Annotated in this window: 19 protein-coding genes and 1 pseudogene; 17 read left to right on the forward strand and 3 right to left on the reverse strand. The window is 68.7% G+C overall.

Features of this window, described 5'->3' with window-relative positions; genetic code table 11:
* Nucleotides 1–49: 49 nt before the first annotated feature.
* From JZ792_RS17065 to JZ792_RS17115, 11 genes are all read left to right on the forward strand, one after another.
* On the forward strand, nt 50–1,846 hold the full coding sequence (locus tag JZ792_RS17065) for a hypothetical protein (protein ID WP_216911454.1): 1,797 nt from the start codon (nt 50–52) through the stop codon (nt 1,844–1,846).
* On the forward strand, nt 1,843–2,631 hold the full coding sequence (locus JZ792_RS17070) for an ESX secretion-associated protein EspG (protein WP_216911455.1): 789 nt from the start codon (nt 1,843–1,845) through the stop codon (nt 2,629–2,631). Before JZ792_RS17065 ends, JZ792_RS17070 begins: the two co-directional genes overlap by 4 nt.
* A gap of 35 nt (nt 2,632–2,666) precedes the next feature.
* On the forward strand, nt 2,667–3,011 hold the full coding sequence (locus JZ792_RS17075) for a hypothetical protein (RefSeq protein WP_216911456.1): 345 nt from the start codon (nt 2,667–2,669) through the stop codon (nt 3,009–3,011).
* A gap of 37 nt (nt 3,012–3,048) precedes the next feature.
* Entirely contained in the window at nt 3,049–3,348 is a 300-nt protein-coding gene (locus tag JZ792_RS17080) for a YbaB/EbfC family nucleoid-associated protein (RefSeq protein ID WP_216911457.1), read from the forward strand.
* Between the two features lie 173 nt (nt 3,349–3,521).
* Nucleotides 3,522–3,842, forward strand: a complete 321-nt coding sequence (locus JZ792_RS17085; RefSeq protein ID WP_216911458.1) for a type VII secretion target — start codon at nt 3,522–3,524, stop codon at nt 3,840–3,842.
* Nucleotides 3,839–5,140, forward strand: a complete 1,302-nt coding sequence (locus tag JZ792_RS17090) for a hypothetical protein (protein WP_216911459.1) — start codon at nt 3,839–3,841, stop codon at nt 5,138–5,140. The genes JZ792_RS17085 and JZ792_RS17090 overlap by 4 nt, the downstream gene beginning before the upstream one ends.
* Nucleotides 5,141–5,154: 14 nt before the next feature.
* Entirely contained in the window at nt 5,155–5,493 is a 339-nt protein-coding gene (locus tag JZ792_RS17095; RefSeq protein WP_216911460.1) for a PE domain-containing protein, read from the forward strand.
* A 30-nt stretch (nt 5,494–5,523) separates the two neighbouring features.
* Nucleotides 5,524–6,504, forward strand: coding sequence for a PPE family protein (locus JZ792_RS17100; protein ID WP_216911461.1), 981 nt, complete (start codon nt 5,524–5,526; stop codon nt 6,502–6,504).
* Complete coding sequence (locus JZ792_RS17105; protein ID WP_216911462.1) at nt 6,501–7,295, forward strand: ESX secretion-associated protein EspG; 795 nt, start codon at nt 6,501–6,503, stop codon at nt 7,293–7,295. The genes JZ792_RS17100 and JZ792_RS17105 overlap by 4 nt, the downstream gene beginning before the upstream one ends.
* 70 nt (nt 7,296–7,365) lie before the next feature.
* A complete protein-coding gene (locus JZ792_RS17110; RefSeq protein ID WP_216911463.1) occupies nt 7,366–7,665 on the forward strand; it encodes a WXG100 family type VII secretion target in 300 nt (99 codons plus the stop codon).
* 45 nt (nt 7,666–7,710) lie between these two features.
* Nucleotides 7,711–7,992 carry a WXG100 family type VII secretion target gene (locus JZ792_RS17115; RefSeq protein ID WP_216911464.1) on the forward strand — a complete coding sequence of 94 codons (282 nt, stop codon included), beginning with the start codon at nt 7,711–7,713 and terminating at the stop codon, nt 7,990–7,992.
* A gap of 84 nt (nt 7,993–8,076) precedes the next feature.
* On the opposite strand, the gene eccE is transcribed toward JZ792_RS17115, so the two are convergent.
* Entirely contained in the window at nt 8,077–9,792 is a 1,716-nt protein-coding gene (gene eccE, locus JZ792_RS17120) for a type VII secretion protein EccE (protein ID WP_254189937.1), read from the reverse strand.
* A gap of 259 nt (nt 9,793–10,051) precedes the next feature.
* On the opposite strand from eccE, the gene eccB reads away from it, so the two are divergent.
* Nucleotides 10,052–11,545, forward strand: a complete 1,494-nt coding sequence (gene eccB, locus JZ792_RS17125) for a type VII secretion protein EccB (protein WP_216911466.1) — start codon at nt 10,052–10,054, stop codon at nt 11,543–11,545.
* Between the two features lie 4 nt (nt 11,546–11,549).
* Here eccB and eccA read toward each other — a convergent pair whose 3' ends face one another.
* Entirely contained in the window at nt 11,550–13,376 is a 1,827-nt protein-coding gene (gene eccA / locus JZ792_RS17130) for a type VII secretion AAA-ATPase EccA (protein WP_216911467.1), read from the reverse strand.
* A gap of 180 nt (nt 13,377–13,556) precedes the next feature.
* On the opposite strand from eccA, the gene eccD reads away from it, so the two are divergent.
* From eccD to JZ792_RS42965, 4 genes are all read left to right on the forward strand, one after another.
* Nucleotides 13,557–15,080, forward strand: a complete 1,524-nt coding sequence (eccD, locus tag JZ792_RS17135) for a type VII secretion integral membrane protein EccD (RefSeq protein ID WP_254189938.1) — start codon at nt 13,557–13,559, stop codon at nt 15,078–15,080.
* Nucleotides 15,077–16,507 carry a type VII secretion-associated serine protease mycosin gene (gene mycP / locus JZ792_RS17140; protein WP_216911468.1) on the forward strand — a complete coding sequence of 477 codons (1,431 nt, stop codon included), beginning with the start codon at nt 15,077–15,079 and terminating at the stop codon, nt 16,505–16,507. The genes eccD and mycP overlap by 4 nt, the downstream gene beginning before the upstream one ends.
* 3 nt (nt 16,508–16,510) lie before the next feature.
* Nucleotides 16,511–20,560, forward strand: coding sequence for a type VII secretion protein EccCa (gene eccCa, locus JZ792_RS17145; protein WP_216911469.1), 4,050 nt, complete (start codon nt 16,511–16,513; stop codon nt 20,558–20,560).
* A 376-nt stretch (nt 20,561–20,936) separates the two neighbouring features.
* A complete protein-coding gene (locus tag JZ792_RS42965) occupies nt 20,937–21,248 on the forward strand; it encodes a DUF4254 domain-containing protein (protein ID WP_308165332.1) in 312 nt (103 codons plus the stop codon).
* 31 nt (nt 21,249–21,279) lie between these two features.
* On the opposite strand, the gene JZ792_RS42970 is transcribed toward JZ792_RS42965, so the two are convergent.
* Nucleotides 21,280–23,262 (reverse strand): MinD/ParA family ATP-binding protein, encoded by a 1,983-nt coding sequence (locus tag JZ792_RS42970; protein WP_308165333.1) that lies wholly within the window; start codon nt 23,260–23,262, stop codon nt 21,280–21,282.
* Between the two features lie 1,027 nt (nt 23,263–24,289).
* Between JZ792_RS42970 and JZ792_RS17160 the strand changes: the two are divergent.
* Nucleotides 24,290–24,565: pseudogene (locus JZ792_RS17160) on the forward strand (hypothetical protein); the annotation flags it as partial.

The raw sequence follows: 24,565 nt of genomic DNA on the forward strand, positions 1-24,565 counted from the left end.
CGTGCCGGGGCGAGCGACACACTGCACTGTGTAGGGCAGGAGTTGACCTATGGCTGAACCGAATCCCTATTCGGGACTGCGCGATGCCGCACGTAACAGGATCTTTCGGATCGACGAGGCGATCGCGACCGACGCGGTGACATTCATCGCGAACGCGATGGACATATTCGATTACGCTGCCGCCGATTACAAGGCGGACGCGCCCGCCGGGTCGCCGCCACCCGGGTACTACGACCTGTACAAGGATTTGAAAACGGTCGATCATTTCGGCAATCTCGGGTCCGGCCGCACGCTGTCGGCGGAGTTCCAGAAACTCGGCGTCGAGTTGATCGACACCACGCTTCCCGCGTTCAGAAGGTCGTTACAGGATCTGGGCGAGGCGTTCGTCATCGGCGGGAACATGGTCAAGGACCAGGAGGCCACGGCCGAGTCGGTCTTCAACGGTTTCAAGGCGGACAGCCCCGCGGCGGGCTACGTGCACAACGTCGGAATGCGACGGTACGGCGACGGCTACATCTCCGACGATCCGGTGATTCCCACGGAGATCGGCACCGGTTCGTACAACGGCAGGGCGCTCGATCCGGCCGCGCCGGGTAGGCGTGCGTTCGATCCGTTTCTGGAACCCGCTGCCGCGCTCACCTACCCGGCCGCGAACTCGCTCTACAATTCCCTGAGCAATAAGATCAACGGCCTGACCATGCTGGCGGGCGAGTGGCAGCGCATGTCCGACCGGCTGCTGATCGGTTTCAACAACCTGGCGCGCGATATGGGTGGGCTGACCAACACGCGATGGCAGGGCGACAGCGCCGACCGGGGGATGGAGGCGGTCAACCGGTACACCACCGCAGCCCGACAGTTGACCACCGCGATGACCTCCGTCGCCGGGCTGTTGGAGGGCGCGTCCGGCTGGATGTCGAGGTTCTACAACGAACTGCCCCGGGAGGCGCTACCCGCGAGCGATCAGGCCGAGAACACCGCGGTGACCCGCGCTCAGACGGCGTTCAACTCGTGGTACGCCCCCGGCGTCGCCGCGTCGTCGGTGCTCCCGGAACTCCCGGGGCCCGCCGGAATCCAGGGTCCGAAGCCCCCGCCCCGGACAACAAACCCCGGCGGCAATACCGGTGGCAACACCGGGGGCGGTCAGACTCTCAGCAGTGCCTCGCTGCCTTACAACGAGCTCCGATCCGCCATGGCGAGATTGACGCAGGACCAGTTGCAGAGCACCGAGCAAGCTCAGCAAGCAGCCCAACAAGCAGCCCAACAGGCCGCGCAACAAGCAGCCAAGCAGGCTGCGCAGCAGGCGGCCGAACAAGCGGCGCAACAGGCGTTGCAACAGGCTCAGCAGGCCGCGCAACAGGCGGGGCAGCAGGTTCAGCAAGCGCTCCAGCAGGGCCTCCAGGGGGCACAGCAAGCCGTACAGGACGGTCTGGAGGCCGCGCAGCAGAGCGTGCAGTCCGCCGGTCTGGCCGGTCTCCCCGGTTCGCTGGCGGACTTCCAGAAAGAGCTCTCCAAGAAGGCGGGCGCTGGGGGCGGCGGCGCGGGCAAAGGCGGTGGTGGCGCGGGTGGCGGTGCCGCCGGTGGCGCGGCGGCGAAGGATGTCGCGGCCACCTCCAAGCTGTTTCCTCGCGCCTCGCTGCCCGCCGCCACCGGTGTGGTGGCCGCGCGGGCGGGTCTGGCCGCGAGCACACCGGGTATGCCCGGTTCGCCGGGTGCGATGGGCGCCGCCGGCCAGGGGAGCCAGGGCCAGAAGGAACACAAGCGGGCCGACTATCTCGATTCGGTAGAGTATCTGGAGGACGCCATCGGCGAGGCGCCCGTCGTGGTCAAACCCGTTGTGGAGCAATGAGTCATAGCTGGAAGCTGACCGATCTCGAGTTCTACGCGCTGTGGTTCGACGCCGCGCGCGAAACTCTGCCGTGGCCGTTCTTCTACGCGACGAGAACCGAACTCGCGAGTGTCTTTCGCGTCGAACAGGCCGAAGCGCTCGACCGTGCCGGGCGGACACTCGGTCCGCGAGCGCGGGATCTGGTGGACGCGCTGGTCCATCCCGATCTTCGAATCGTCGCGAGTGGCGCGGACGGTCGCGAACCGCGCGCACCCGCCGGTCTGGTCCGAATCCACGCCGTCCGCCGGGCCGATCGTGGTTTCGTGATCTGTCAGCTGCCCGGTGAGACCTTCTATCACGGCACATCTTTCACGGTGCTCGAATGCGACGCCGTCGCGCTGGCCGACGCGGTCGTCCGGGCTATCCCGGAGGCGGTGCCGGGCAGACTCGCCGACATCACCCTGTCGGCGCGGCCGGAAGCGGAAGAGCTGGATTACAGCTTCGGACGATCGGCGGTCCACGACACGTTCGACGGTTCGGTCGCCGAGCGGGCGGCCCGATTCCTCGACGTGCCTCTGAAAAGCCGTGGCACGCTGGAGATCGAGCAGGGGCGCTCGTTGTTCGGGCCGAGGGGGATGACCCGCCATCGGCTGGAATGGCGGGACCTGGAAGACGACGGACGCTATCTCGTCGACGATCAACATCCCCCGCTGGCCGTCGCCGCCGATCGGGCGCGGCTGATCTCGATGATCAATATCCGGGTGGCGGCGATCGTCCGGGCGATCAAGGACGAGCGGGTGTCGTGACGATCGCGCGTAGGCGTGGGTGAACAGGAGGTTCGATGAGCGACGACGAGCAGCCGGTGCTGCCCGAATGGAGCGCGTCCTCGCCGGACGGCTCGATCACCGTGCGAACGACCGAACTCGGTCTGCCGCGTGGCATCTCGATCGAATCGGCGAAACTCGGTGGGGATCCGGACGCGCTCGCGGCCCAGGTCCTGCGGTTGTGCAGACAGTCGGCGGATCGGGCGGGGCTGGCTCGGCGCGAACAGTTGGAAGCGGCCGGATTACGCGGCGACATGCTGGCCCTGCTCGGCCTGCCGACCCCAGAAGAGGTGTATTCCCGCGACGTCGCGCAGGAGGAAGAATACGACGTGGAGCCGCGTAGCTGGCTGCGCGAAGTGTGATCGTCGAGGTGGAACCCGCCGCGGGAGGGGAGAGTTCGTGTTCGAGTCGATGGATGAGCTGGAAGCGAGCGTGCGCAGGCGGCTGTTCCGAATGCGTGACCTCGTCGACGATATGTCGGGCGTGCGCGGGGACGCGACGTCGGCGGACGGTGCGGTGACGGTCGAGGTGGACGGAAACGGGGCGTTGTTGAATCTCGCTTTCGGACAGTCCATCTCCACGCTGACGCCGGAGGAGTTCGAGGAACGCCTCGTCTCGACGGCGACCGCGGCGGCCGGGGCGGCGTTCGCGCGCCGGGCGGAACTGGTCGCCGCCTTCAACGCCGAAGTGACCGAGTAGAGATCGTTCGCGCCGGTCGGTTCATGGCACATTCATGTCACATCCCTTGACGGAATCAGTTTCAGCCGCTATGCGAAAGGTCTACTATGGCAGCGGTATTGGTGCTATGTTGGTCGAGTGGTCCATGTCCGGTAGGGCTGCGTTCAACTCTGTGACAACAACGGGGAATACTGATGAGCGACCTCGTAGCTGCACCCGATGCCATCCGCGGATACGCGGAGGCGGCCGTGTCGATGGCGACCGGCGTCGCTACCGCGGGAACGGTCGACCAAGCCGCGACGATGGCGGCGGTGGTGCCCGTCTTCGGCCTGATCGGCCAGGAATTCCTGTTCGCGTTCGCGCACGCGCAGGCCAATCACGTTTCCTCGGTACTGGAGTTGGCGGCCGTGCACGCCGCCACCGCGATGACCGCGACCCAGAGTGCCATCGCCTACGAAACCTCGGAGGCGACCTCGGTCGCCGAATTCGATACGGCGGCATACGGTCTCCCATGAATCCGCCGGTCGATCCCACGGTTCTGGATCTTCTGCGGGGCAGCGTGCTCGCCCCGCATATCGACCGGCCCGTGAACGACATCCTGCGTGATATGGGACTGCCCGGGCTACCGGATCCCTCGGCGCTGCCGCCCCTTCCGGAATTGCCGCCGTTACCCGTGATCGATATCGCGGCCCTCGCGCGCCCGCTGACCGATATGGCCGCCGCCTTCGGCACCGGTGCGCTGGATACCGTGGCGGGTTCAGGGGCCGACCCCACCCAGGTACTCACCGGAATAAGCACGGCGTTGCAGACCGCGATGACATTGAGCGGCACCGCGTTGCAGGCCGTCATGACCCTCTGGCAGGGAATGGGGGCCGCCGCGGCGGCCGAGAAGGCAGGACAGGCCCAGCAGGACGGGGCCGAACTCGCCGCGCAGAGCACGAGTGAGAAGGGCGTCGTCGTCGGCGGTGCGGCCTCGGTCGCGGTCGGCGCCGGATCGATGTCGACGGTCATCACCAAGTACGTCACCTCGATGGCGGTGGCCGCGCCGCTGCTGGCGACACCCGGTGGGCAGTTGTTCATGGTGGCCGCGACGACCGAGGCGGTCAGCGAAGCGCTCGCGGTGGTCACGAAGACCAGGGCGGAGCTGACCGTCCACTCGGCGAATATGACGGAGGCGGGTCAGAAGGTGGATATCACCGATGCCCCGAAGGGGGTCGACTCCGCGCAGCAGGTCATGCAACTGCTCCAGATGCTCGCGCCGATGATGACGATGGCGGGTCAGGGGGCGCAGAGCCTGACCAGGCTCGCTGCCGCCGACACCGGCCTGCTCGCGCCGCCGAAGGCGAAGGACGCCGCTGCCGATGACGGCGCGGGCGTCGACGGCGAGGGAACCGACGGCGCGCAGGGGCGGACCTCGGGTGGTGGCGGAGGTGGCGGCGGCATCGGTGGCTATGTGGCCGGCGCGCCCGCCTCGGCGTCCCTGAACCCGTACAGCGGGACGAAGACCGCCGCGATGCCGTCCACCGGGACAGGCGGTTTCGGCACCGATCCGGCGGCCGCGCCCGCCGCGGCCCGCACCTCGGGCACCGTGGCGGGCAGCAGTCCCGGCGGCATGATGCCGATGGGCGGCGGCGCCGGTCTCGCGGCCGGAGCCCGCGGTACCGGTGACGGCGGTGACGTGCCCGGGTTCCTGGTCAACGCACAACACGGCGACGAAGTGGTCGGCGATATCGATGGCGCCTCGTTGCCGGTGGTCGGCGCGACCGAGCAGGCGTCCGCACAGGCACCGCCCGATAAAGATCTCACGCTCTGATCAGGAGGTTCGGCATGGTTCGCGCAGGAGTGGATTTCGAAGGAGTCCAGTTCGACCCGGTGGCCGCGCGCGAAGCCGCGAGCAGGCTCGACGGGCTGGCAGATCGGCTCGAGCACTGGTTGCGGGACAACGAGCCCGCCTTGGCCGTCGAGCCCGCCGGTCTGGACGCGGTGTCGCGGCACGCCGCGCAGACGATGAACCAGGTCGCGGCGAACTACACCGGCAACGCCGCGGAAGGAATTCTCGAACTACGCAGGCTGGCCGCGGTGTTGCGCGGTCAGATCGAGGGATTCGGGCGGGTCGAAGGTGAGAACGCCACCGATCTCGGCCGTGCCGGATTCGGCATCGGCTGAGGCCCGAACAGCCCGATACGGAGCACAGGGATGATCGAACCGCCGCCGCCAGGGTTCACCGGCGTCGTCTGGGAGGCCATGGAGCCGGAACGGATGGCAGCCGAACTCACCACGGGTCCCGGCGCGGTGCCGCTGGCGGAGGCGGGCACGGCGTGGGGCAGGCTCGCCGAGAGTTTCGGCGCCGCGGTGGTCGAGTACGAACTTGTCATGACGAGCCTGCGCGGCGCGTGGCAGTCCACCACCAGCCGGGAGGTGATCGACCGGGTGAGCGGACTGCGGGACTGGCTCGTGGAAGCGGCGGGCGCGGCCGCCGAGCACGCGGTCAAGGCGCAGACCCAGGCCGCGGCGTACGAGGTCGCGCGGCTCGCGATGCCCGACAGCGGCGAGCTCGCGGTGCTGGCGCAGGCGAAAATGCTGTTGGAGACCTTCACCGCGGGTCTCGGCGCACCCATCCACGCGGTGTCGGCGCACACGGACGCGGATTCCGACGTCGCCAAAGCGGCGGCGTCGCGGGTGATGCGGGCCTACGAGTCGGCGACCGAACCGCTGGCGATGCCGTGGGAACAGCGGGAACCGCCCGTGCTCGTTTCCCCCGTCGCCCTCGAAGCCGAGCAGTCCGGGCAGGCGGCGGCGATGCCCGCGGTCGGCTCGACGGCAGCCGTCGCCGCGGCTATCCGGCCCGCGGGTTTCGGCCTCGGCGCGATCCCGAGGGTGAAGACCGCCTACCAGGCCCCGGTTCTCGCGCAGTCGTCGGAGACCGAGACGGTCACCCGGACCGCCGCCACGGTCGCGCCGGTCGCCGCGCCCGGTTCCTCGATTCCGTTGGTGCCGGGGGCGATCGGCGCTGCGGGCGCCGGGCAGGACCAGGAATACGAACCGCACGCCGGTGTGTCCGCGGTGGGCGACGCCCTCGGATCCGAACCGGGCATCGTGGCGGGCCCCGCCGTCCTCGGCGCTCCCGAACCCGCCGCGGTGCCACAGAACCGGGGGACCGCCGGAGGTGGCGTATGACGACGCTGACCAACGACGGTGTCCTCGCCGTCGCGGAACGGCTCGGCATCCAGACCATGCCACTGGTCCTGGCGATCGGCCCGAGTCGGCCGACCTACGACGAGTGGACCGCGGCCCAGCACGCCGCCGTCACCGAGCTGACCGGTCGCGGTGTGATCGATGGCTACGGCGAGGTCGAATCCGATCTGGCCGACGCCATGCACGTCCTGGCCAAACCCGATCGCGAACTGGTCGCGCGGATCCACCGTCGCGAAGGCGGTCCGATCCAGCTCTGCCTGGTCGGTCGGTCCGGGCGGCACGCACTGGCCCTGAGGTCCGGTGACGAACTCGATATCGGCACGGTCTGGTCCGACGGGTCCGGCTCCGCCTTCGTGGCGGCGCTGCTGCGCGCGCTCGGGCGCGGTGAGCCCGCCGATATCGCCGCCTTCACCGCGCTCGCGTCCGACCTCGCCGAGCGATTGTCGACGGCACGAACCGCGGCCGAATACACCGACGCCGTCTACGCTCTCGGCGTCGACGCGAGCGACGCCCCCCGCTACGGGCTCGCCTTCGAGTCCTGCCACGCCTACGCCGAGATCGTCGCCTACGCCCACGACGACGGCGTCACCACGCGGCCGCCGTGCGCGGCTGTGGTGTACGAGACCGGTCGCGGCCGAATCGTGGTCGCCCCCGACGCGGCACCGGACGGGCAGATCTGGTCCACCGTCACACCGGGCACCGATCACCGTGTCGCACAGGTGATTTCCGGGCTGATCGACATGTTGCCCGGGAGGAGGTGGCTGCCGCAGTAATCGTCTCCGACTCGGGTGATGGATTCGCCGTCACCCGCCACCACAACAGATACCCGGAAGGAACGCAATCATGGTTTTGAAGGCAGAACACGCAGAGGCGCAGAGGGCGCAGACCGCGATGGCCGACGCGGTCGACGCGATCCAACGCACCCTGGCCGCCCTCGACGAGGCGGTCGACACGGCGAAGGCGGGATGGCAGGGCGACGCCTCGGCGGCGTTCCAGACCGCGGCCGCCGAATGGAACGCCCAGAACGACGACCTCAACGCGGTGTTGAGCGAGATCGAGGGCCATGTCGGCCGCGGCACGGTCCAGTTCCAGGCGATCGATCAAGAGGGCAGTGACGATTTCGGCGGACTCCGCCTCGCCTGACCCCTCCGATCGCACCCAGCGCACTACCGACGAAGGACACAGCTGATGCTCTACGACGAAGCAGCCATCACCCAGTTGTACGACAGCCTGCACACGAACTACACGAAGCTCGTGCAAGAGGCCGAGAACATGAACAGCGCGGCGACGAATCTGAACGCCGCCTGGGAGGGTTCGGGCCTGGACGGTTTCAACACGGCCAAGGGCAAATGGGACACCGAATACCAGGAAGCGCTCACGCTCCTGAACAAGATGGCCACCGCGGTCGACAACGCGCTGGTTCGCGCGTTCCAGACCGACAAGACGATCGGCGACGGCTTCGGCGCCTGATGGGGCCGTGGCCGTGACGGCCGGTCGAGGCCAGGGCTTCGACCGGCTGTCCGATGGGCGCGGACCTGACGGGTTCGGCGCCGATCAGCGTGCCGCGACCAGTGATTCGCCGATGTAGCGCATCTCGTCCGGTGTCGTCACCATCGTGACGGTCGTATCCGCGCTGGAGGTGCGCACCGTGATGGAATTCGGCGCGGCGGGGTCCTGGATCAGCACGACGTCCGCGGCAGGCTCGATCGCGGGCGCGTTCGGGGCGCGTACGTGCACGATGGTCGCGCCGCCGGTCTGCGCCGTGGGCGCCACGCCGTCGAAGACGATGACGGTGGTCGTCGGAGTCGGGCCCGGCGTCGCCGCGGCGGGGGCGGCCGGCACCTGTCCGCCTGCGAAACGCGGAGCCAGTGAGAGCGCGTACGGGTCACCGACATTGACGACCATCGAATGCCAGTTCTCCGGTCGGTAGGTGTGGACCACGACGTGCGCGCCGAGCGCGATCGCGCGCAGGAGTACCTGCTGGGCCAGATCGAGTTTGCCGATCACCTCGAGGTGGCGGGTGCCCTCACCGATCAGCGGTACGGCGATGCCCTGCCCGAGTCGATCGGCCCCGATCAGCTGTCCACAACCGGCGGTCGGCAGGGCGATGCCGTCGAGCGCGTCGAGCGGGCCGCAGTAGTCGCCCGCCTCGTCGTGTCCGCTCGACCGGATGGGCAGCGTGTCGAGAAGGGCGCGGAACTGTTGACCTGGCAGTGCGCGCAGCCCGGCCACCGGCGGTCCCGCGGGTTCGGCCTCGGTGTCGAAGCGCGCGAGCGCGGCCAGGGTGATCGACGGCATACCGCCCGGCAGGTCGGCACCGCGTCGCCGATCGGGGCGCAATCGCACGGTGACCGTGGTGTTCAGGCTCGGTGTGGCCCAGATGTCGGCGAAACCGCGCGAACCGACGAGTTCCGGTCCGATCGCGTAACTGGTCAGGTGCACACCGTCGTGGACGAGTGAGCGCGGAGTCTCCTCGAACCCCTCCAGCGCGACACCGCGGGTGAGTACCCGCATCGCGGCGTTCATCTCGCTCGCGGTGAGCACCGAGGTCGAGATATCCCGGACGGCGAGGCGATTGGCCACCCTGCGGGTCGCGATGATCGCGGTGCGCAGCGTGCCGGTCGCCTCACCGCCGCGATTGTCGATCGCGCGGGCGTTGGCGAGCGGATCCAGACGCAGCACCAGCCACACCGTGAGATGCGCGATCGCGGGCAGCGGGCCGATGATGCTGTCGTACAGGCGAGCCACGACACCGTTGCTCGCGGTGCGGGCGCCGGTGCTGATCACGTCGATCGAGGCCAGTCGGATATCGAACTGGCTCAGGCATTTCCCTATCTCGGTCAACGGCAGCACCTGGTCGGTGCTCACCTCGCCCCGGCGCAACAGCGTGAGGGCATCCGGTGGCGGGTCGATCCGCATCATCGTGATGAGTAGTCCGCCCTCCCAGCGCACGCCGTAACTGCCGCCCTCGGTCAGCGGCACGTCGACGGTCTCGTCGCTGGTCGCGAGCCGGTCCGGGCGGGCGCGCCGCCCGCGATAGGCGGCCGCCCGCGCGATCATCCCCACCAGGTTGTGCGGGTGCCGTCGCCGGACCGGCGCCGCGCCCGCCGCCAGCGCGAACACGGCCACGATCGCGATCACGAGGGCGGGCGCGGCGAATGCCGTGGCGACCCACGCCGCCGTCGCGGCGAACAACAGCAGGGCGATCATGTAGTGCAACGGGATATGGCGGAACAACCAGATTTCCGGATCGCGAAGCACGGTGCTCATCGGGGCTCTGTCGTCCGCGCGCTCGCGCGCGGGCACGGATTCGGAATTCGGTTCGTTCACAGCCTCGTCCACGATGATCGGCTACGACACGCATCGGATCACGCGTCCCAGCCGCGACTTTCGTGATCAGCCTACCCGTCGCCGCCCGCCCGCGCGTGCGGTCGAGCGCGGCTCGTCGCGCGCATTGACACCGGCGGGACGGCCGATACTGTAAAGAATTGCCGGACAACCGGCCTCGGAGTATTCGTATGGAGTCCACGTGCCTGCCCAGCTGACGACGAAGGCTCAGGTCAACGGATACCGCTTCCTGTTGCACCGGCTCGACCACGCGCTCGTGCGCCGCGATGTGCGGATGCTGCACGATCCCATGCGTTCCCAGACACGTTCGCTCTGGGTCGGCGCGGTACTCGGACTGCTGGTGATCGCGGGAGCGGCGATCATGGCCTTCCTGCGTCCCCAGGGCGCCATCGGTGATTCGCTGATCGTGATGGGTAAGGACAGCGGCGCGCTCTACGTGGTGGTGGAGCGCGACTCCGGTGAACGCACGCTGCATCCGGTACTCAATCTCGCCTCCGCCCGGTTGATCACGGGCAGCAGCGAGTCACCGCATTCGGTCAAGGACAGCAAACTGGCGGCCGAGCCGCGCGGGCCGATGCTCGGCATCCCGGGTGCGCCGTCCGCGCTGCCCGGCTCGACGCAGGGTGGTCGCTCCGACTGGAGTATCTGCGACACGGTCGAGTTGTCGATCACCGGAAGCGCTGCCTCGGCCTCGGGTGTGCGGACCACGGTGATCGCGGGTCGGCCCCAGGTGAACGAGCGCGTCCACCCGCTGGGCGCGGACGAAGCGGTACTGGTGCGGCGTGCCGAGCAGACCTATCTGCTCTACGACGGCAAACGCGCGGTACTCGACCGCGCGGATTCGGTGATCACCAGGGCGCTCGGTCTGTCCGGGGCTCGGCCGCGTCCCGTCGGCGCCGGACTGCTCGACGCGGCAGCGGCCGTGCCGCCGCTCGTCGCGCCGCGCATCCCGTCGGCGGGAACGCCGGGACCGGGTCGTCTGTCCGATGTCCCGGTCGGGGGCGTCATTTCGATCGGCGGCGCCGATTCGGATCCGGGCGATCTCTACGTGGTGCTCACGGGCGGCGTGCAGCGGATCAGCGCGTTCACCGCCGACGTGATCCGGATCGCCGATTCGCAGGGCATGAGCCGGATCAAGCCACTGCCGCCGGATGCGCTCTCCGGAATCCCTCTTGTCACCGAACTTCCCGTCGATCACTTTCCCGCCGTCGCGCCTCGGATCGTGTCCGCCGAGGATGCCCCGGTGACGTGCGTTTCGTGGGGCAGGACGAATCCGGCACGCGATTCCAGCGCGGAAGGCAGCGCGGATCGCGCGACGGTGACCCTGCTTGCGGGGAGCAGGTCGCCGATACCGGAATCGGCCGTACCGGTCACCCTCGCGACCTCGGACGGCGCGGGCGACCGGGTCGACACCGCCTATCTGCGGCCGTCCTCGGGCGAATTCGTCCAGGTGACCGCGATGGATCCGGGCAGTCCGCGCCGGGGCAGCCTGTTCTACGTCGCCGACAACGGGGTGCGCTACGGCATCCCCGATCTCGAGACCGCGGCGGTGCTCGGTGTCGGTGACGCGCCGCGCCTGGCGCCGTGGGCGATCATCGGCCAATTGGTGCCCGGCCCTACGCTTTCCGCCGCGGACGCGCTCGTCGAGCACGACGTGCTGCCGACCAGCCGTTGAGCGCCTAGTTCGGCACTCCGAGGGAGGAGAGCACCCCGCTGAGCGCGGCCCGCATATCGTCGGCCTCGATACGCATCAGCACCGAGTCGTCGACCTCGCTCAGGTCGAGGGAATCGTCGTTGGCCAGCCGGAATTCGCGTTCCTCCTCGGCCGACTCGATGACGTTGCGCACGAACCGGCCGTTGCCCGCCAGGTCGATACCGCGCCTCGGCTGTCCGTTCTGGTCGACCCGTTCGGAGTTGTAGAGCCTTTCGCAGGCCGCCTCGAGCAGGGCGCGCGCCTCCTCGGAGAGTTCCGAATCCCGTGTGCTCGCGATGAGTTCGGCGATCTGTCCGAGTTCGGGCGCCGTGTAGGAGGGAAACTGTAGACGTTTGGCGAAACGGGAGGCCAGACCGTCGTTGGCGGCCAGCAACCGATCGATCTCGCCGTCGTATCCGGCGATGATCACGACCAGCCGGTCCCGGTCGTTCTCGATTCTCGCCAGCAGTGTGTCGACCGCTTCGCGCCCGAACGCGTCACCGCCGGACAGGCCGGTCTGGATCAGCGTGTACGCCTCGTCGATGAACAGCACCCCGTCCATCGCGGTATCGATCAGCTTGTCCGTCTTGATCGCCGTGCTCCCGAGGTGCTGGCCGACGAAATCCATTCGTTTGGCCTCGACGACCTTGTCGGTCTTCAACAGGCCGACACCGCAATAGATCTTGGCGACCACCCGGGCGATGGTGGTCTTGCCGGTGCCGGGCGGGCCGGTGAAGGCGAGGTGGTTTCCGCGCGGCACGCTGGCCATACCCTTCTCGGCCCGGATCTTCGCCAGTTGCGCGGTGGCCTGCAACTTGGCGACCTGGGTCTTCACCGCCGCCAAACCGATCTGGAGGTCGAGTTCGGCCCGCGCCTGGGACAGGATGCGTTTGGCGCGGTCCTCGGTGTCGGCACTGCGCATCTGTTCGGCCGACGGCGCCGAGGCCGGATCCCACTTGTCGGTGCGTGCGTCGATCGACTCCGCCGTACTCACCGTGAGGCGGTAGGTGCGATCGCGCATGGCGGCGATATTGGCCGCGAAATCCGGCGCCTGTGAATAGACCTTCTCGAACAGCGCCTGGGCCTTGTCCTCTTCGCCGGTCTCGCGCAGGCACAGGCCGCGGCAGAACATCGCGGTGTTGTGCGCCGCCGGGATCGGACCCGCCTCGGCCTGTTCCATCCGGCGGATGGCCTCGCCGAACAATCCGAGTTGGGCGCACGCGGTTCCGACCATCACGTGCGCGCCCGCCGCCAGGTACGGATCGTCCCACTCGGCGGAACCGGTGAGCACGGCCATCACATCGGGCCAGCGCTGCGTATTGAAATGCAGTACACCGCGGATGTAGGCGCTGATCCGATCGTCGGCGACCCGTTCGTCCGGCGAGACCCGGCGCCGACGGTGTTCGGCGAGTTCGTCGAGTACCTTCTCGGCGTCGTCGTATTCCCGCTCCGAGATGAGCTGCGCGGCCGTGGCCAACCAGATCTCGGTATAACTCGCCAACGGGTAGTCGATGTACAGACCGGAGACGAAGCGGCCCGACAGCGCGCGCGGCGCGAGTCCGAGGCGGCGCTGCTCACGGAAAAGGGTTGTCGTGCTGGTCTTGTGCAGGTTGTGCAATACCTCGGCGGTCAACTCGCCCGCGGCGGCGCGTCCGAGCCACGCGTCGCACATCGTCGGATCCCATTCGGTGGCACGTTGGAACGCCAACTTGGCGTACTCGAGGTCGCGGGTCGATTCCTGACCATCGATCGTCAGCCCCAACGAGAGCACGCCCGCGTCGAACGCACGCTGTGCCTGCCTGTTACCGCTCATCGGAACCGGTCTCCGAGTTGTTCACCAGTGATATTGCCTGCGTTCATATTTGAGTCAGTGTACCGTTGGCGTGCTGTATGTCTGTTCGATGCATTAGATTTAGCTGTCGGTCCGCCGCACCCCGCGAATCGCACCGCTCGCGCGGCAGCGGGGAACGGCGCGGGGGGCCCGGATCGAGTGTTGGTCGGGAATGTTCGCCAGGGAACCGAGGTCTTCGCGCAATTGACCGAATCGCCGAGCAGCGGCGCGGTAGCCGCTGAACCCGAACTGTGTCGCGTATCCGTGATCGGCGGCAATACGCAGATGGATATCGGACTGCCCGCGACCGTGCCGATCGCTTCGTTCATGTCCGATCTCGTACGACTGATCGAATCCCGCAACCCGGATCCGGTGGACAGCGACGACGGTGGGGCGCCGCTCGAGACCAAACATTGGACATTGGCCAGACTCGGTCGCGACGCCATCCCGCCGAGCCGAACCCTCACCGAGGCCGAGGTATACGACGGCGAACTGCTGGTGCTGCGGTCGGTGACGGCCAAGGAGTCGCCCGCGCTGTTCGATGACGTCATCGACGCGGTGTCACGGCTGACGGCCGAGGATCATCACAGTTGGTCACCGAGGTCGGCGCGCTGGACCGGCTTGGCCGCCTGCGTGACGATCGCGCTGATCGCGCTGATCCTGTTCGCGCTCGGCCGATCCGACGGCGCCGGTATCGGCGCGGCCTTCCCCGCGACCGGTGCCGGTATTGCCGCGGCCGTCGCCGCGATCATCGCGGCGCGCAGATACGGAGACGGTCGGAGCGCGCTGTGGCTGTCGCTGACCGCTCTGCTGCTGTTCTTCGGTGGCGCGGCGCTTTTCGTGCCCGGCGAGCTGGGCAGTCCGCATCTGATGCTCGGCTGTGCGGTGAGCCTGGTGATCGCCGTCGGGTTGTACCGGGCCGTCGGTGTCGGCGCGACACTGTGCGCGGCCGCGGTGACGCTCGCGCTGTTCGGCGGTATCGCGGCGCTGGTGCGGATGGTGTGGGAGCCCGCGCTGCCGAGGATCGCGGTCGGGCTGTTGGTCGGCGCGATCATTCTGCTGTCGATGATTCCCCGGCTCGCCGCCGTCGCCGCGCGCCTGCCGGTGCCGCCGGTGCCGACCGCCGGTGCGGCGATCGATCCCGCCGATCACGAACAGCGCCCGACCATCGAGGGAATCGGCGCGATCGGCGCGACGACACTGCCGTCGGCCGCCGGACTCGGTCGACGAGCGAGTACCGCCAACCAGTACCAGTCGGGTCTGGTGATCGGCAGCGCGATCGTCGCCTGCGCCGGTGCGCTCGGCACCGCCGACGCGCTGGGCCAACTGCGCTGGCAGAGCCTGACATTGGCGGTGATCAGCGCGATCGTGCTCTGCCTGCGCGGGCGGTCCTACGCCGATCTCGTGCAGGCGGGCACGTTGATCGTCGCTGGGACGGGCGTGCTCGCGGGGTTGCTCACCATGCTGGCCTTCGGTCATTCCGGAATGTGGCTGCTCTCGGGCGGCCTGCTGTTGGTACTCGCCGCCGCCGCCGTCGCGTTCGGCGTGATCGGTCCCCATATCGAGATCACTCCGGTCGTCAGGCGTGTCGGCGAGATCGTCGAGTATTTGCTGATCTGCGCGGTCATCCCGCTCGCGCTGTGGCTGCTCGGCATCTACGCGATGGCGAGGAACCTGAACCTATGACCGGGCGGCTGGGCCGTTGTGCCGTGACGGCGGGCGTCGCGGCGCTGCTCGGCGCCGCGACATTCGGTGTTCCGGTTCCCGCCGCGGCGATCGGTCCACCCGCCGTCGACAACGGCGCGCTCGGCGCCGCGCTGGCCATCAGCGGCAGGCCCGCGCCGCTGGAGCCGACCGAACAGCGATCGGTCTGCGCCGAACCGCTGCTCACCGGTGGCCCGCCGGTGGAACCGCCGCTGGCGCAAGCTGTTCTCGATCTGCCGACAGCCTGGGAGTTCAGCCGCGGCGCGGGCCAGCGGGTGGCGGTCATCGATACCGGCGTGAACCGTCATCCGCGTCTGCCCACCCTCCAGTCGGGCGGTGACTACGTCTCCGATACCGACGGCACCGTGGACTGCGACGGCCACGGCACCCTGGTCGCGGGCATCATCGCCGCCGCGCCGAGCAGCGGCGACGCCTTCGCCGGTGTCGCGCCCGCCGCGGAGATTCTCGCGATCCGCCAACTCAGCCTGGCCTACGAGGCCGCCGATCGCCGCGCGGGCGAGCAACCGGGCGCCATCACCACCTCCGGCTACGGCAATGTCCTCACCCTGGCGGGCGCGGTCGTGCGCGCCGTGGACATGGGGGCCACCGTCATCAACATCTCCGAGGTGGCGTGTTCGACGGCGGGCGCCGCACCCCAGGACGGCGCCCTCGGCGCGGCGGTGAAGTACGCGTTCGACCGCAACGTCGTCGTGGTGGCGGCCGCGGGCAACGTGCATTCCGAAGGGGCGTGCAAGAACCAGAACGACCGGCCGGGCTGGTCGGCGGTGCAGACGGTGGTCAGTCCCGCCTGGTTCGACCCGTACGTGCTCTCCGTCGCCTCCATCGACCCGAACGGCATGGTCTCGGAACTGTCGCTGCACGGTCCGTGGGTGCGCGCCGCCGCGATCGGCCGCCGGATCGTCTCCCTGGACAGCAAACCGGGCGGCACCGGCCTGGTCGACGGCGTGCAGACCAGCGACGGCATCAGCCCGATCGAGGGCACCAGCTTCGCCGCGCCCTACGTCTCCGGCGTGGTCGCCCTGGTCCGGTCCCGGTTTCCCCAACTCACCGCCGCGCAGGTCGTCGAACGGGTGATCCGCACCGCGCACGCGCCGGGTACCGGACGTGACGACTCGCTGGGGTACGGCCTGATCGATCCGGTGGCCGCGCTGACCGCCGAACTGCCCGACCAGCCGGTCGCGGTCGGCGCGGACTCGCCACGGGTGATGGCCGAGCCGTCCAGGCCGCCCGGTCCCGACCCGCTGCCGCGCCGCATCGCGGTCATCGGTTCGATCACCAGTCTCGCGGTTCTCGGTATCGGTGCGGCGCTGTCGATTCCGTTCCGCGCGCGCCGTGAACTCGATCTCGATGATCTCGACCGTCTCGACCGCGAACCCACTGGGGGATAGCGCATGGTTACCGAAGGTTTCGTTCGTCGCCCGCGCATCGCGCCGCCGCGAGCACCCGGCGGCGAAGTCACGTTGAGCCCGCCGCCGGAGATCCCCCGGCCGCTGCCCGCGCCACTGCTGATGAAACTGATGCCGGTGGTGATGGTCGTCGCCGTCGTCGGCATGATCGCGATGATGGCCATGATGGGCCGAAATCTGCTGGCCAACCCCATGATGATGATGTTCCCGATGATGATGCTCATGTCGATGGTCGGCATGATGATGGGCTATCGGGGCGGTGCCTCCAAGAGCGCGCCCGAACTCAACGAGGAACGCAAGGACTACTTCCGCTACCTGGACCAGATGCGCAAGGACGTCCGCAGGACCGGCGGCAAACAACTCGAATCGCTGCGCTGGAGTCATCCCGAGCCGCGTGATCTGGTCTCGGTCATCGGCACCAGACGCATGTGGGAGCGCAGGCCGACCGACCCGGATTTCGGACACATCAGGGTGGGTATCGGCAGTCACCGCTTGGCCACGAAACTCGCGCGCCCCGAGACCGGCCCGCTGGAGGATCTGGAGCCGGTCTCGACCGTGGCGTTGCGCCGGTTCGTTCGCACGCATTCGGTGGTGCACGAGTTGCCGACCGCGGTCTCGTTGCGCGCGTTCCCAGCGATCAACGTCGGCGGCGATCCGGAGCAGTCGCGCACCCTGGTGCGTTCGATGCTGATGGAACTCACCGCTTTCCACGGGCCCGACCACGTCGCGGTCGCCGTGGTGTGCGCCGATCCCGACGCCCCGAACTGGGCGTGGCTGAAATGGCTACCGCACCTGCAACATCCGGTCGTGCGTGACGGCATCGGATCGGCCCGGATGATGTACGGCTCGCTCGGTGAGCTGGAGACCGCGCTGAACGACGAACTGCTCGAACGCGGCCGTTTCATGCGCAATCCCCAACCCGTGCAGGGGCGTCTGCACCTGGTGGTCGTCATCGACGACGGTTACGTCAACGGCACCGAACGGCTGGTCAGCGAATCCGGGCTCGACGGGGTCACCGTGCTGGATCTCAGCGCGCCGGAGAACGGATTGGCGGTGCGCCGCGGTCTGCAACTGGTCGTCTCGAAGGGGGAGGTGAGCGCCAAGAGCGCCACCGGCGTCGACAGATTCGCGCACGCGGACGAGGTGAGTATCGCCGAATCGGCATCCTTCGCCCGTGACCTGGCCCGCTATCGACTCGCCACCGCGGCCCAGATCGTCAGTCTCGGTGACGATATGCGCGCCGATCCGGGTCTGATGGCGCTGCTCAAGATCTCCGACGCCGCGCAGATCGATCCGACGAAGGTGTGGCGCCCGCGAACCGCACGCGAGAGACTCCGGGTTCCGATCGGGGTGACGCCCGACGGCACACCCGTCGAGATCGATATCAAGGAGTCAGCGGAGAACGGCATGGGCCCGCACGGGTTGTGCATCGGCGCGACCGGTTCCGGCAAGTCGGAGTTCCTGCGCACCCTGGTGCTTTCGATGGTCACCACGCACTCGCCGGATTCCCTGAATCTGGTGCTGGTCGACTTCAAGGGCGGTGCGACCTTCCTCGGTCTGGAGCCGTTGCCGCACGTCGCGGCGGTGATCACCAACCTCGAGGAAGAACTCTCGATGGTCGACCGCATGAAGGACGCGCTGGCCGGTGAGATGAACCGTCGCCAGGAACTGCTCCGTTCGGCGGGCAATTTCGCCAATGTGACCGACTACGAGAAGGCCCGTGCGGCGGGTTCGGCGCTCGATCCGTTGCCCGCGCTGTTCGTCGTGGTGGACGAATTCTCCGAACTGCTGTCGCAGAAACCGGATTTCGCCGACCTCTTCGTGATGATCGGGCGGCTCGGCCGCTCGCTGCACGTGCACCTGCTGCTCGCCTCGCAGCGCCTGGAGGAGAACAAACTGCGCGGGCTGGACTCGCACCTGTCCTATCGCATCGGCCTGCGCACGTTCTCCGCCAACGAATCACGCGCCGTACTCGGTATCACCGACGCCTATCACCTGCCGGGCGTACCGGGTTCGGGCTATCTCAAGAGCGACGCCGACGATCCGTTGCGCTTCAACGCGACCTACGTCTCCGGTTCCTACGTCTCACCGAGCGGCACCACCGAGGTGGGCGGACGGATGGTCGGCGGTCAGCGATTGACGCCGTTCACCGCGGCTCCCGTCGAGATATCGAACACCGCCGCGGCCGCGCCCACCACGCGTTCCGGGCTACCGGAACTGCCTCCGCCGCCGCCGTCACCGGGCGAGGAGGGTCTGCCGGATACCCTGCTCGAAGTCGTCGTGAAACGGCTGACCGGGCACGGCCGCCCCGCGCACGAGGTGTGGCTGCCGCCGCTCGACGACTCGCCGAGTGTGGACATGCTGCTGCCGGAACCGGATTGGCGTTCGCCGGTGAACCGGCACGGACAGCTGTGGATGCCGATCGGCATCATCGACAAACCCTATGAGCAGCGCCGCGATGTGCTCACCGTCCAATTGGCCGGTGCCGCAGGCAATGTCGCGATCGTCGGCGGTCCTCAGTCGGGCAAGTCGACGACGGTGCGCACCCTCGTGATGGCCGCGGCCGCGACGCACACACCCGAACAGGTGCAGTTCTACTGCTTGGATTTCGGCGGCGGCAGCCTCGCCGGTCTGGCCGGAATCCCGCACGTCGGATCGGTTGCCGGTCGATTGGACAGCGACAGGGTGCGCCGCACGCTCGCCGAGCTGACCACCCTGCTGCGCCAGCGTGAGGAGCGTTTCACCGAACTCGGCATCGAGTCCATGATCGAGTTCCGCAGGCGCAAGTTCTCGGCCTTCGAGGCCAGGATGATCAACGGCACGACCGCGGATCCGGCGCGCGACCCCCTCGCCGCCGACCAGTTCGGCGACGTCTTCCTCGTGATCGACGGCTGGGCCACCGTCCGTGAGGAATTCGATGTGCTGGAACCGCAGGTCAACGCGATCGCGGCGCAGGGCCTGTCCTACGGCATCCACCTGATCCTGACCGCTTCGAGATGGGGTGAGATCCGCCCGGCCATCAAGGACCAGATCGCCACCCGCCTCGAATTGCGTCTGGGCGACCCGTCCGATTCCGAGATGGGAAGGCGTACCGCCGCCCTGGTGCCGATGGGCAGGCCGGGCCGCGGTCTGACACCCGAGCAACTGCATATGCTGATCGCGTTGCCGCGTTTGGATTCCAGCGCCGACGCCTCGACCGTCGCGGACGGCGTCGCCCTGGCCAAGAAGGAACTCGTGCGGATGTACGGCGCTCGCCGCGCTCCCGATGTGCGCATGCTCCCGATGGAGATCGGCCGGGACGATGTGCTGTCGATCGCGGCCGAGCGCGATGTCGAAACCGGTCCGACCAAGGTCGTCGTCGGCCTCGGCGAGAGCGAATTGCAGCCCTGGACCATCGATTTCGGCGCGGAGCCGCATTTCATGGCCTTCGCCGACGTCGAGTGCGGCAAGACCACCCTGCTGCGCAATATCGTCATGGGGGTCGTCGCGAACTCGACACCGGAGCAGGCCAAGGTCATCCTGATCGACTACCGACGCACCATGCTCGGCCTGGTCGACGACGACCATCTGGCCGGCTATTCCACCTCGTCGCAGACCTCGGGGACGATGTTGAACGGTCTGGCCAAGTACATGTCCCAGCGCATCCCCGGCTCCGATATCACCCCGCGGCAGTTGCGCGAGCGCAGTTGGTGGACCGGGCCGGAGATCTATCTCGTCGTCGACGACTACGACATGGTCGCGACGGGCGTCAACCCGCTGCTGCCACTGGTGGAATACCTGCCGCAGGCGCGCGACGTCGGCCTGCACCTGATCATCACGCGGCGTATCGGTGGTGTGTCACGGGCGTTGTTCGACGGCGTGCTCGGCACTTTGAAGAACATGTCCGTCGACACCCTGATCATGAGCGGGCCACGTGACGAGGGAAAGTTGATCGGCGATGTGCGCCCGACCAAGTTGCCGCCGGGCCGTGGTGTCCTGGTATCGCGTTCGCGAGGACAGGAGATGGTGCAGATCGCGCACCTGCCACCGCTTTAGCGTGTGCTGCGAGTTCACTGGGCAAAGCTCACACGCGGGAGAACGGCACTGATTACAATGGGCTAACGGGTCCGTGTAGTGCTTGACAGGTCCCGGCAGAGGTTTACTGTGAGAACGTCCTGATCCGGTGTTGTGCGGCTATGAACGGCGAGGCAACGTGGCAGGTTCGGATTCATCTACGGTCGTGATAGCGGTTCCCGAGGCATCGCGATGTGTCGACCCGGCAGCGCAGTCGGGGACATTCGGCGTACTGCCGTCTTCGGGTGTACTAGTGAGGGCGTGCCGCGGCCACCGTGTGGTCGGTGGCCCGCTGCTATGGTTCGCACGTGATCTGGCGGTGCTGCACGAGCGCCGGTGGGTCGGTCGCGGTGGTTCGGTGGATTCCGATCCCGCCACCATCTCCGAGAACGACTGTCGGCGAGGTGAATTGGTGATGGCCATCGACGACTGGGTGCTACGTGCGGTACCGCAGCATCGGCTCGGTGCCACCCTGCACACCGAAACCGTCGGTGCGGTGATCGACCGTCTCGCCCAGTCCGCGGTGCGCGCGCATCACGCCTTGGAGACGCTCGACGCGAACGACGAGCAGTTGCACGCGGCGTGGTACCACCTGGCCGAACTCGCGGACGGCTACGACGATCTCGTGCACGACGTGCTCGCGGGCCGCAGGCGGCTGCCTGCCTGGTGACCGTCCGGTGCCGCCTACGGCGGCCCGAACGTCAGTGATACCGGCGGTGATCCACGCCGAACTCGTCCGCGACGGTCGCCGACAATTCCACGTAGGCGCGTTTGGCCTGTTTGCTCAGTCGATGCAGATCGATCTCCGCGCCCTCGGACAGGTGCTGGTCGTACGGGATGATGTGGACGGCGCGGCAGCGCGAGAGGAAGTATTCGCGCAGCTGCTGCACCCCGACATTCGGCGACCCCTCGCGCGGCAGATTGATGACGACGACGGCATTGCGCACCAGATGATCGTGGCCGTGCAGCGACAGCCAGTCCAGCGTGGCCGCCGCGCTGCGCGCGCCGTCGATCGCCGCGGACGAGACCAGCACCAGCGAATGCGCCAGATCGAGCACGCCCGTCATGGCCGAATGCATGAGGCCGGTGCCGCAGTCGGTCAGGATGACGTTGTAGAAGCGTTGCAGAATCCGGGTGACGGCCCGGTATTCCTCGTCGTTGAACGATTCCGACGCCGCCGGATCCCGTTCGCTGGCCAGTACCTCCAGGCGGCTGGTCGCCTGCGAAGTATGTCTGCGCACATCGGAATAGCGTTCGATCGACGGATCGAGCAGCAGGTCGCGCACGGTGGACCGGGTCTGGAGCGACACCCGCTGCGAGAGCGTGCCGAAGTCGGGGTTGGCGTCCACCGCGATCACCCGGTCACCGCGGATGGACGCGAAGATCGAGCCGAGGCCCATGGTGGTCGTCGTCTTGCCGACGCCACCCTTCAACGACAGCACCGCGATGCGGTAATCGCCGCGGACCGGCTGCCTGATCCGTGCCACCAACTCCTGGAGGCGCAGTTCCTCCGCGGACATGCCGGGGTTGATCGCGCCGCCGGACATATGGTGCACGGCCTTGCGCCATCCGCCGCCCGTCGCGCGTTTGGCCCGCCGCAGCGGCACATCGTCCAGTGACGGACCTTGTCCGTGCGGACCCGTCGGAGGCTGCGCCTGTCCCCAACTCGATCCACCGCCACCGGTATTCCACTGCGGGGCATTCATATCCGGCTGCTGCGGAGGAGCGGGTGCGCCGCCCTGCTGGAACTGGTTGCCCGGTCCGTACGCAGGCGCGGCCTGCCCTTCCTGGGCCGGGCGGAACGCGTTCGGGTCCGGTGTGGCGGGGGCGTTCGCGTAACCGGCCGGTGCCGCGTTCGGATACCCGGCCGGAGGTTGCGCGACCGGCTGCTGCCAGCCGGGGGCCCGAGGGTCGGCGGGCTGTTGCGCGAAGACGTTCGGGTCGCGGCCGACCATGCCGGGGGAGGGCTGATCGCTGACCGGTGCGCGGTGATCGGTCCCGCCGCCGACACCTTCGGGCGGTGAGAGACGGTGGCGGCCACGAGCATTCGCGGCATCCTCGACGGCGCTCGACGCCGAGTCCGGGATCGGCGGCCTACCGGCCGAGGGCGGTCCCTGGGTACCCGGTCCGTATCCGTGCGTGGCGTTGAATCCGGGGTGCGCGCTCGGGTCGCTTCCCGGTGCGGCGACACCCTGCGGGGGAGTCGGAGATCCGTGTCCGGTGGCGCGATCGTCGCCCGATGCGGACGGCGGCGCGGCGAAGTTCGGCCCGGTCGCGGGCCCCCGATCGCCATACGGGTGCGGCGTTTCGGGTCGTCGCTGTTCACCGGTGGAACCGCTGTTCGACGAGGTGTCGCCGTACGTGGGATTCGGTCCGTACCCGGGACGTTCGGCGGGCTGCCCGTACCGCGCGTCCTGGCCCTGTTCCCCCTGGCCGAATTCACCCTGAGGCGAGGGACGTTCGGAGCGTTCGGCAGAGGTGCTCGCGGGCGGTGCGAGCCAAGCGGGAGCCTCCGACGCGGGTGGCGTCGTCACGGGACCGCGCGCGTCGGCGGGGCCGGTCGCGGTGCCCGGCGTCCCGGTCGAATCCTCCGCCGCACCATGCCCTTCGCGGGGCGGGGTCAACCACGGTGGGGGACCATCGAGTTCACTTGCGGCGCGCTCGACGGCCGCGGGGGTTTCCACGCCCGCCGCCCCCGTATCGGGTGCGGCGCCGCTGTCGGAAGTTTCGCCCCGACGCTCCCCGGATTCGGTGGGCGGCCCAGGCAGCGGCGGTCGCTGAGGAGCGGCCTGCGCTGCCTCCGAAATGGGCTGCCGTTGGTCACTCGGCGGCGCGACGGGAACCCGTCGTACGTCGGGAACGGATTCGCGCCCCGCGTTCGGCGGCCCCGCCGGTGGCTGCTGGCCTGTCGCAGGCGGATCGGGGATCGGGGATCGTTGGGCGTTCAGCGGTGCGTCGGGCGGTACCTGACCTGTCGACGGCGCCTGGGGAATGGATGGCCGCTGGGGTGCCGACGGTGCCTCGGGGATCGATGGCTGTTGGGGTGTCGACAGCGCGTCGGGAGCCGACGATCGAGTCGACGGTACGTCGGAGACCGGCGACCGCTGGGCTGCCGACCATGCGTCGGGAGCCGACGGTTGCTGGACAGTGGAGGGTGTCTCGGAGACCGGCGGTCGTTCGGTGGCCTGCCATGCGCCCGAAGTCGGTGGCCGCTGGGGTGTGGACCGCGGATCGGGGATCGGCTGTCGCCGCGAGTTCTGCGGCGCCTCGGAAGTCGGCCCCTGAACTGATGAGGGTGCTTCGGGAGCCGGTGGTCGTTGGGCGTTCAGGGGTGCGTCAGGAGCGGGCACCTGAGGCGGCGCCTCGGGAATCGATGGCCGCGGGGGCGTCGACAGCGCGTCGGGAGTCGGCCCCCGAGTTGGTGACGGTGCCTCGGGAAGCGGCGGTCGTTGGGCGGTCGGCGGTGCGTCGGGAACCGGTGGTCGAGTCGGCGGTGTTTCGGAAACCGGTGACCGCTGAGCAGTCGACGAGTTCGGAGTCGGCGGCTGCTGAGGATGTACGGGTGCGTGCGGAAGCGGCGGCTGCTGGGGGCGCACCGGTGCGTCCGGTGACTGCTGGGCTGCCGACCATGAATCCGAAGCCGGCGGACGCTGCGCGGACGGCGGCGTCTCGGCGACCGGCGGGCGCTCGCCCGTCGACGGTGCGTCGGGAATGGGCAGCCGTGCGTCCGATCGCGGTGCGTCGGGCAGTGGCGGTCGTTGCGCTGTGGGCGGCGGCCCCGGCAGTGGCGGCAGTCCGGGCGTCGATCCGCCGGTATCGCCGGACGTGCGGGGACGTTCGGCGGGCGGGTCGGGCAGCGGACGCTGGTACCTGGTCGTCGCCGCTTCGGAACCCGGCGGGTTCGGATCGGACTGCGGGTCGGTCGGGCCGAGCGGCTGGAAACCCGCGGAGGGGTTGCCGGGGTGGCGCGTCGGCAGACCGCTGTCG

The sequence above is a fragment of the Nocardia noduli genome, assembly GCF_019038455.1.
Taxonomy (GTDB): domain Bacteria; phylum Actinomycetota; class Actinomycetes; order Mycobacteriales; family Mycobacteriaceae; genus Nocardia; species Nocardia noduli.

Coding starts and splice junctions, on each gene's coding strand:
- eccE (WP_254189937.1), bottom strand. CDS start 9,792: ATGAGCACCGTGCTTCGCGATCCGGAAATCTGGTTGTTCCGCCATATC.
- JZ792_RS17115 (WP_216911464.1), top strand. CDS start 7,711: ATGCTCTACGACGAAGCAGCCATCACCCAGTTGTACGACAGCCTGCAC.
- eccCa (WP_216911469.1), top strand. CDS start 16,511: ATGGTTACCGAAGGTTTCGTTCGTCGCCCGCGCATCGCGCCGCCGCGA.
- JZ792_RS17075 (WP_216911456.1), top strand. CDS start 2,667: ATGAGCGACGACGAGCAGCCGGTGCTGCCCGAATGGAGCGCGTCCTCG.
- JZ792_RS17065 (WP_216911454.1), top strand. CDS start 50: ATGGCTGAACCGAATCCCTATTCGGGACTGCGCGATGCCGCACGTAAC.
- JZ792_RS17070 (WP_216911455.1), top strand. CDS start 1,843: ATGAGTCATAGCTGGAAGCTGACCGATCTCGAGTTCTACGCGCTGTGG.
- JZ792_RS17100 (WP_216911461.1), top strand. CDS start 5,524: ATGATCGAACCGCCGCCGCCAGGGTTCACCGGCGTCGTCTGGGAGGCC.
- JZ792_RS17110 (WP_216911463.1), top strand. CDS start 7,366: ATGGTTTTGAAGGCAGAACACGCAGAGGCGCAGAGGGCGCAGACCGCG.
- JZ792_RS17090 (WP_216911459.1), top strand. CDS start 3,839: ATGAATCCGCCGGTCGATCCCACGGTTCTGGATCTTCTGCGGGGCAGC.
- eccA (WP_216911467.1), bottom strand. CDS start 13,376: ATGAGCGGTAACAGGCAGGCACAGCGTGCGTTCGACGCGGGCGTGCTC.
- JZ792_RS17095 (WP_216911460.1), top strand. CDS start 5,155: ATGGTTCGCGCAGGAGTGGATTTCGAAGGAGTCCAGTTCGACCCGGTG.
- JZ792_RS17085 (WP_216911458.1), top strand. CDS start 3,522: ATGAGCGACCTCGTAGCTGCACCCGATGCCATCCGCGGATACGCGGAG.
- JZ792_RS17105 (WP_216911462.1), top strand. CDS start 6,501: ATGACGACGCTGACCAACGACGGTGTCCTCGCCGTCGCGGAACGGCTC.
- mycP (WP_216911468.1), top strand. CDS start 15,077: ATGACCGGGCGGCTGGGCCGTTGTGCCGTGACGGCGGGCGTCGCGGCG.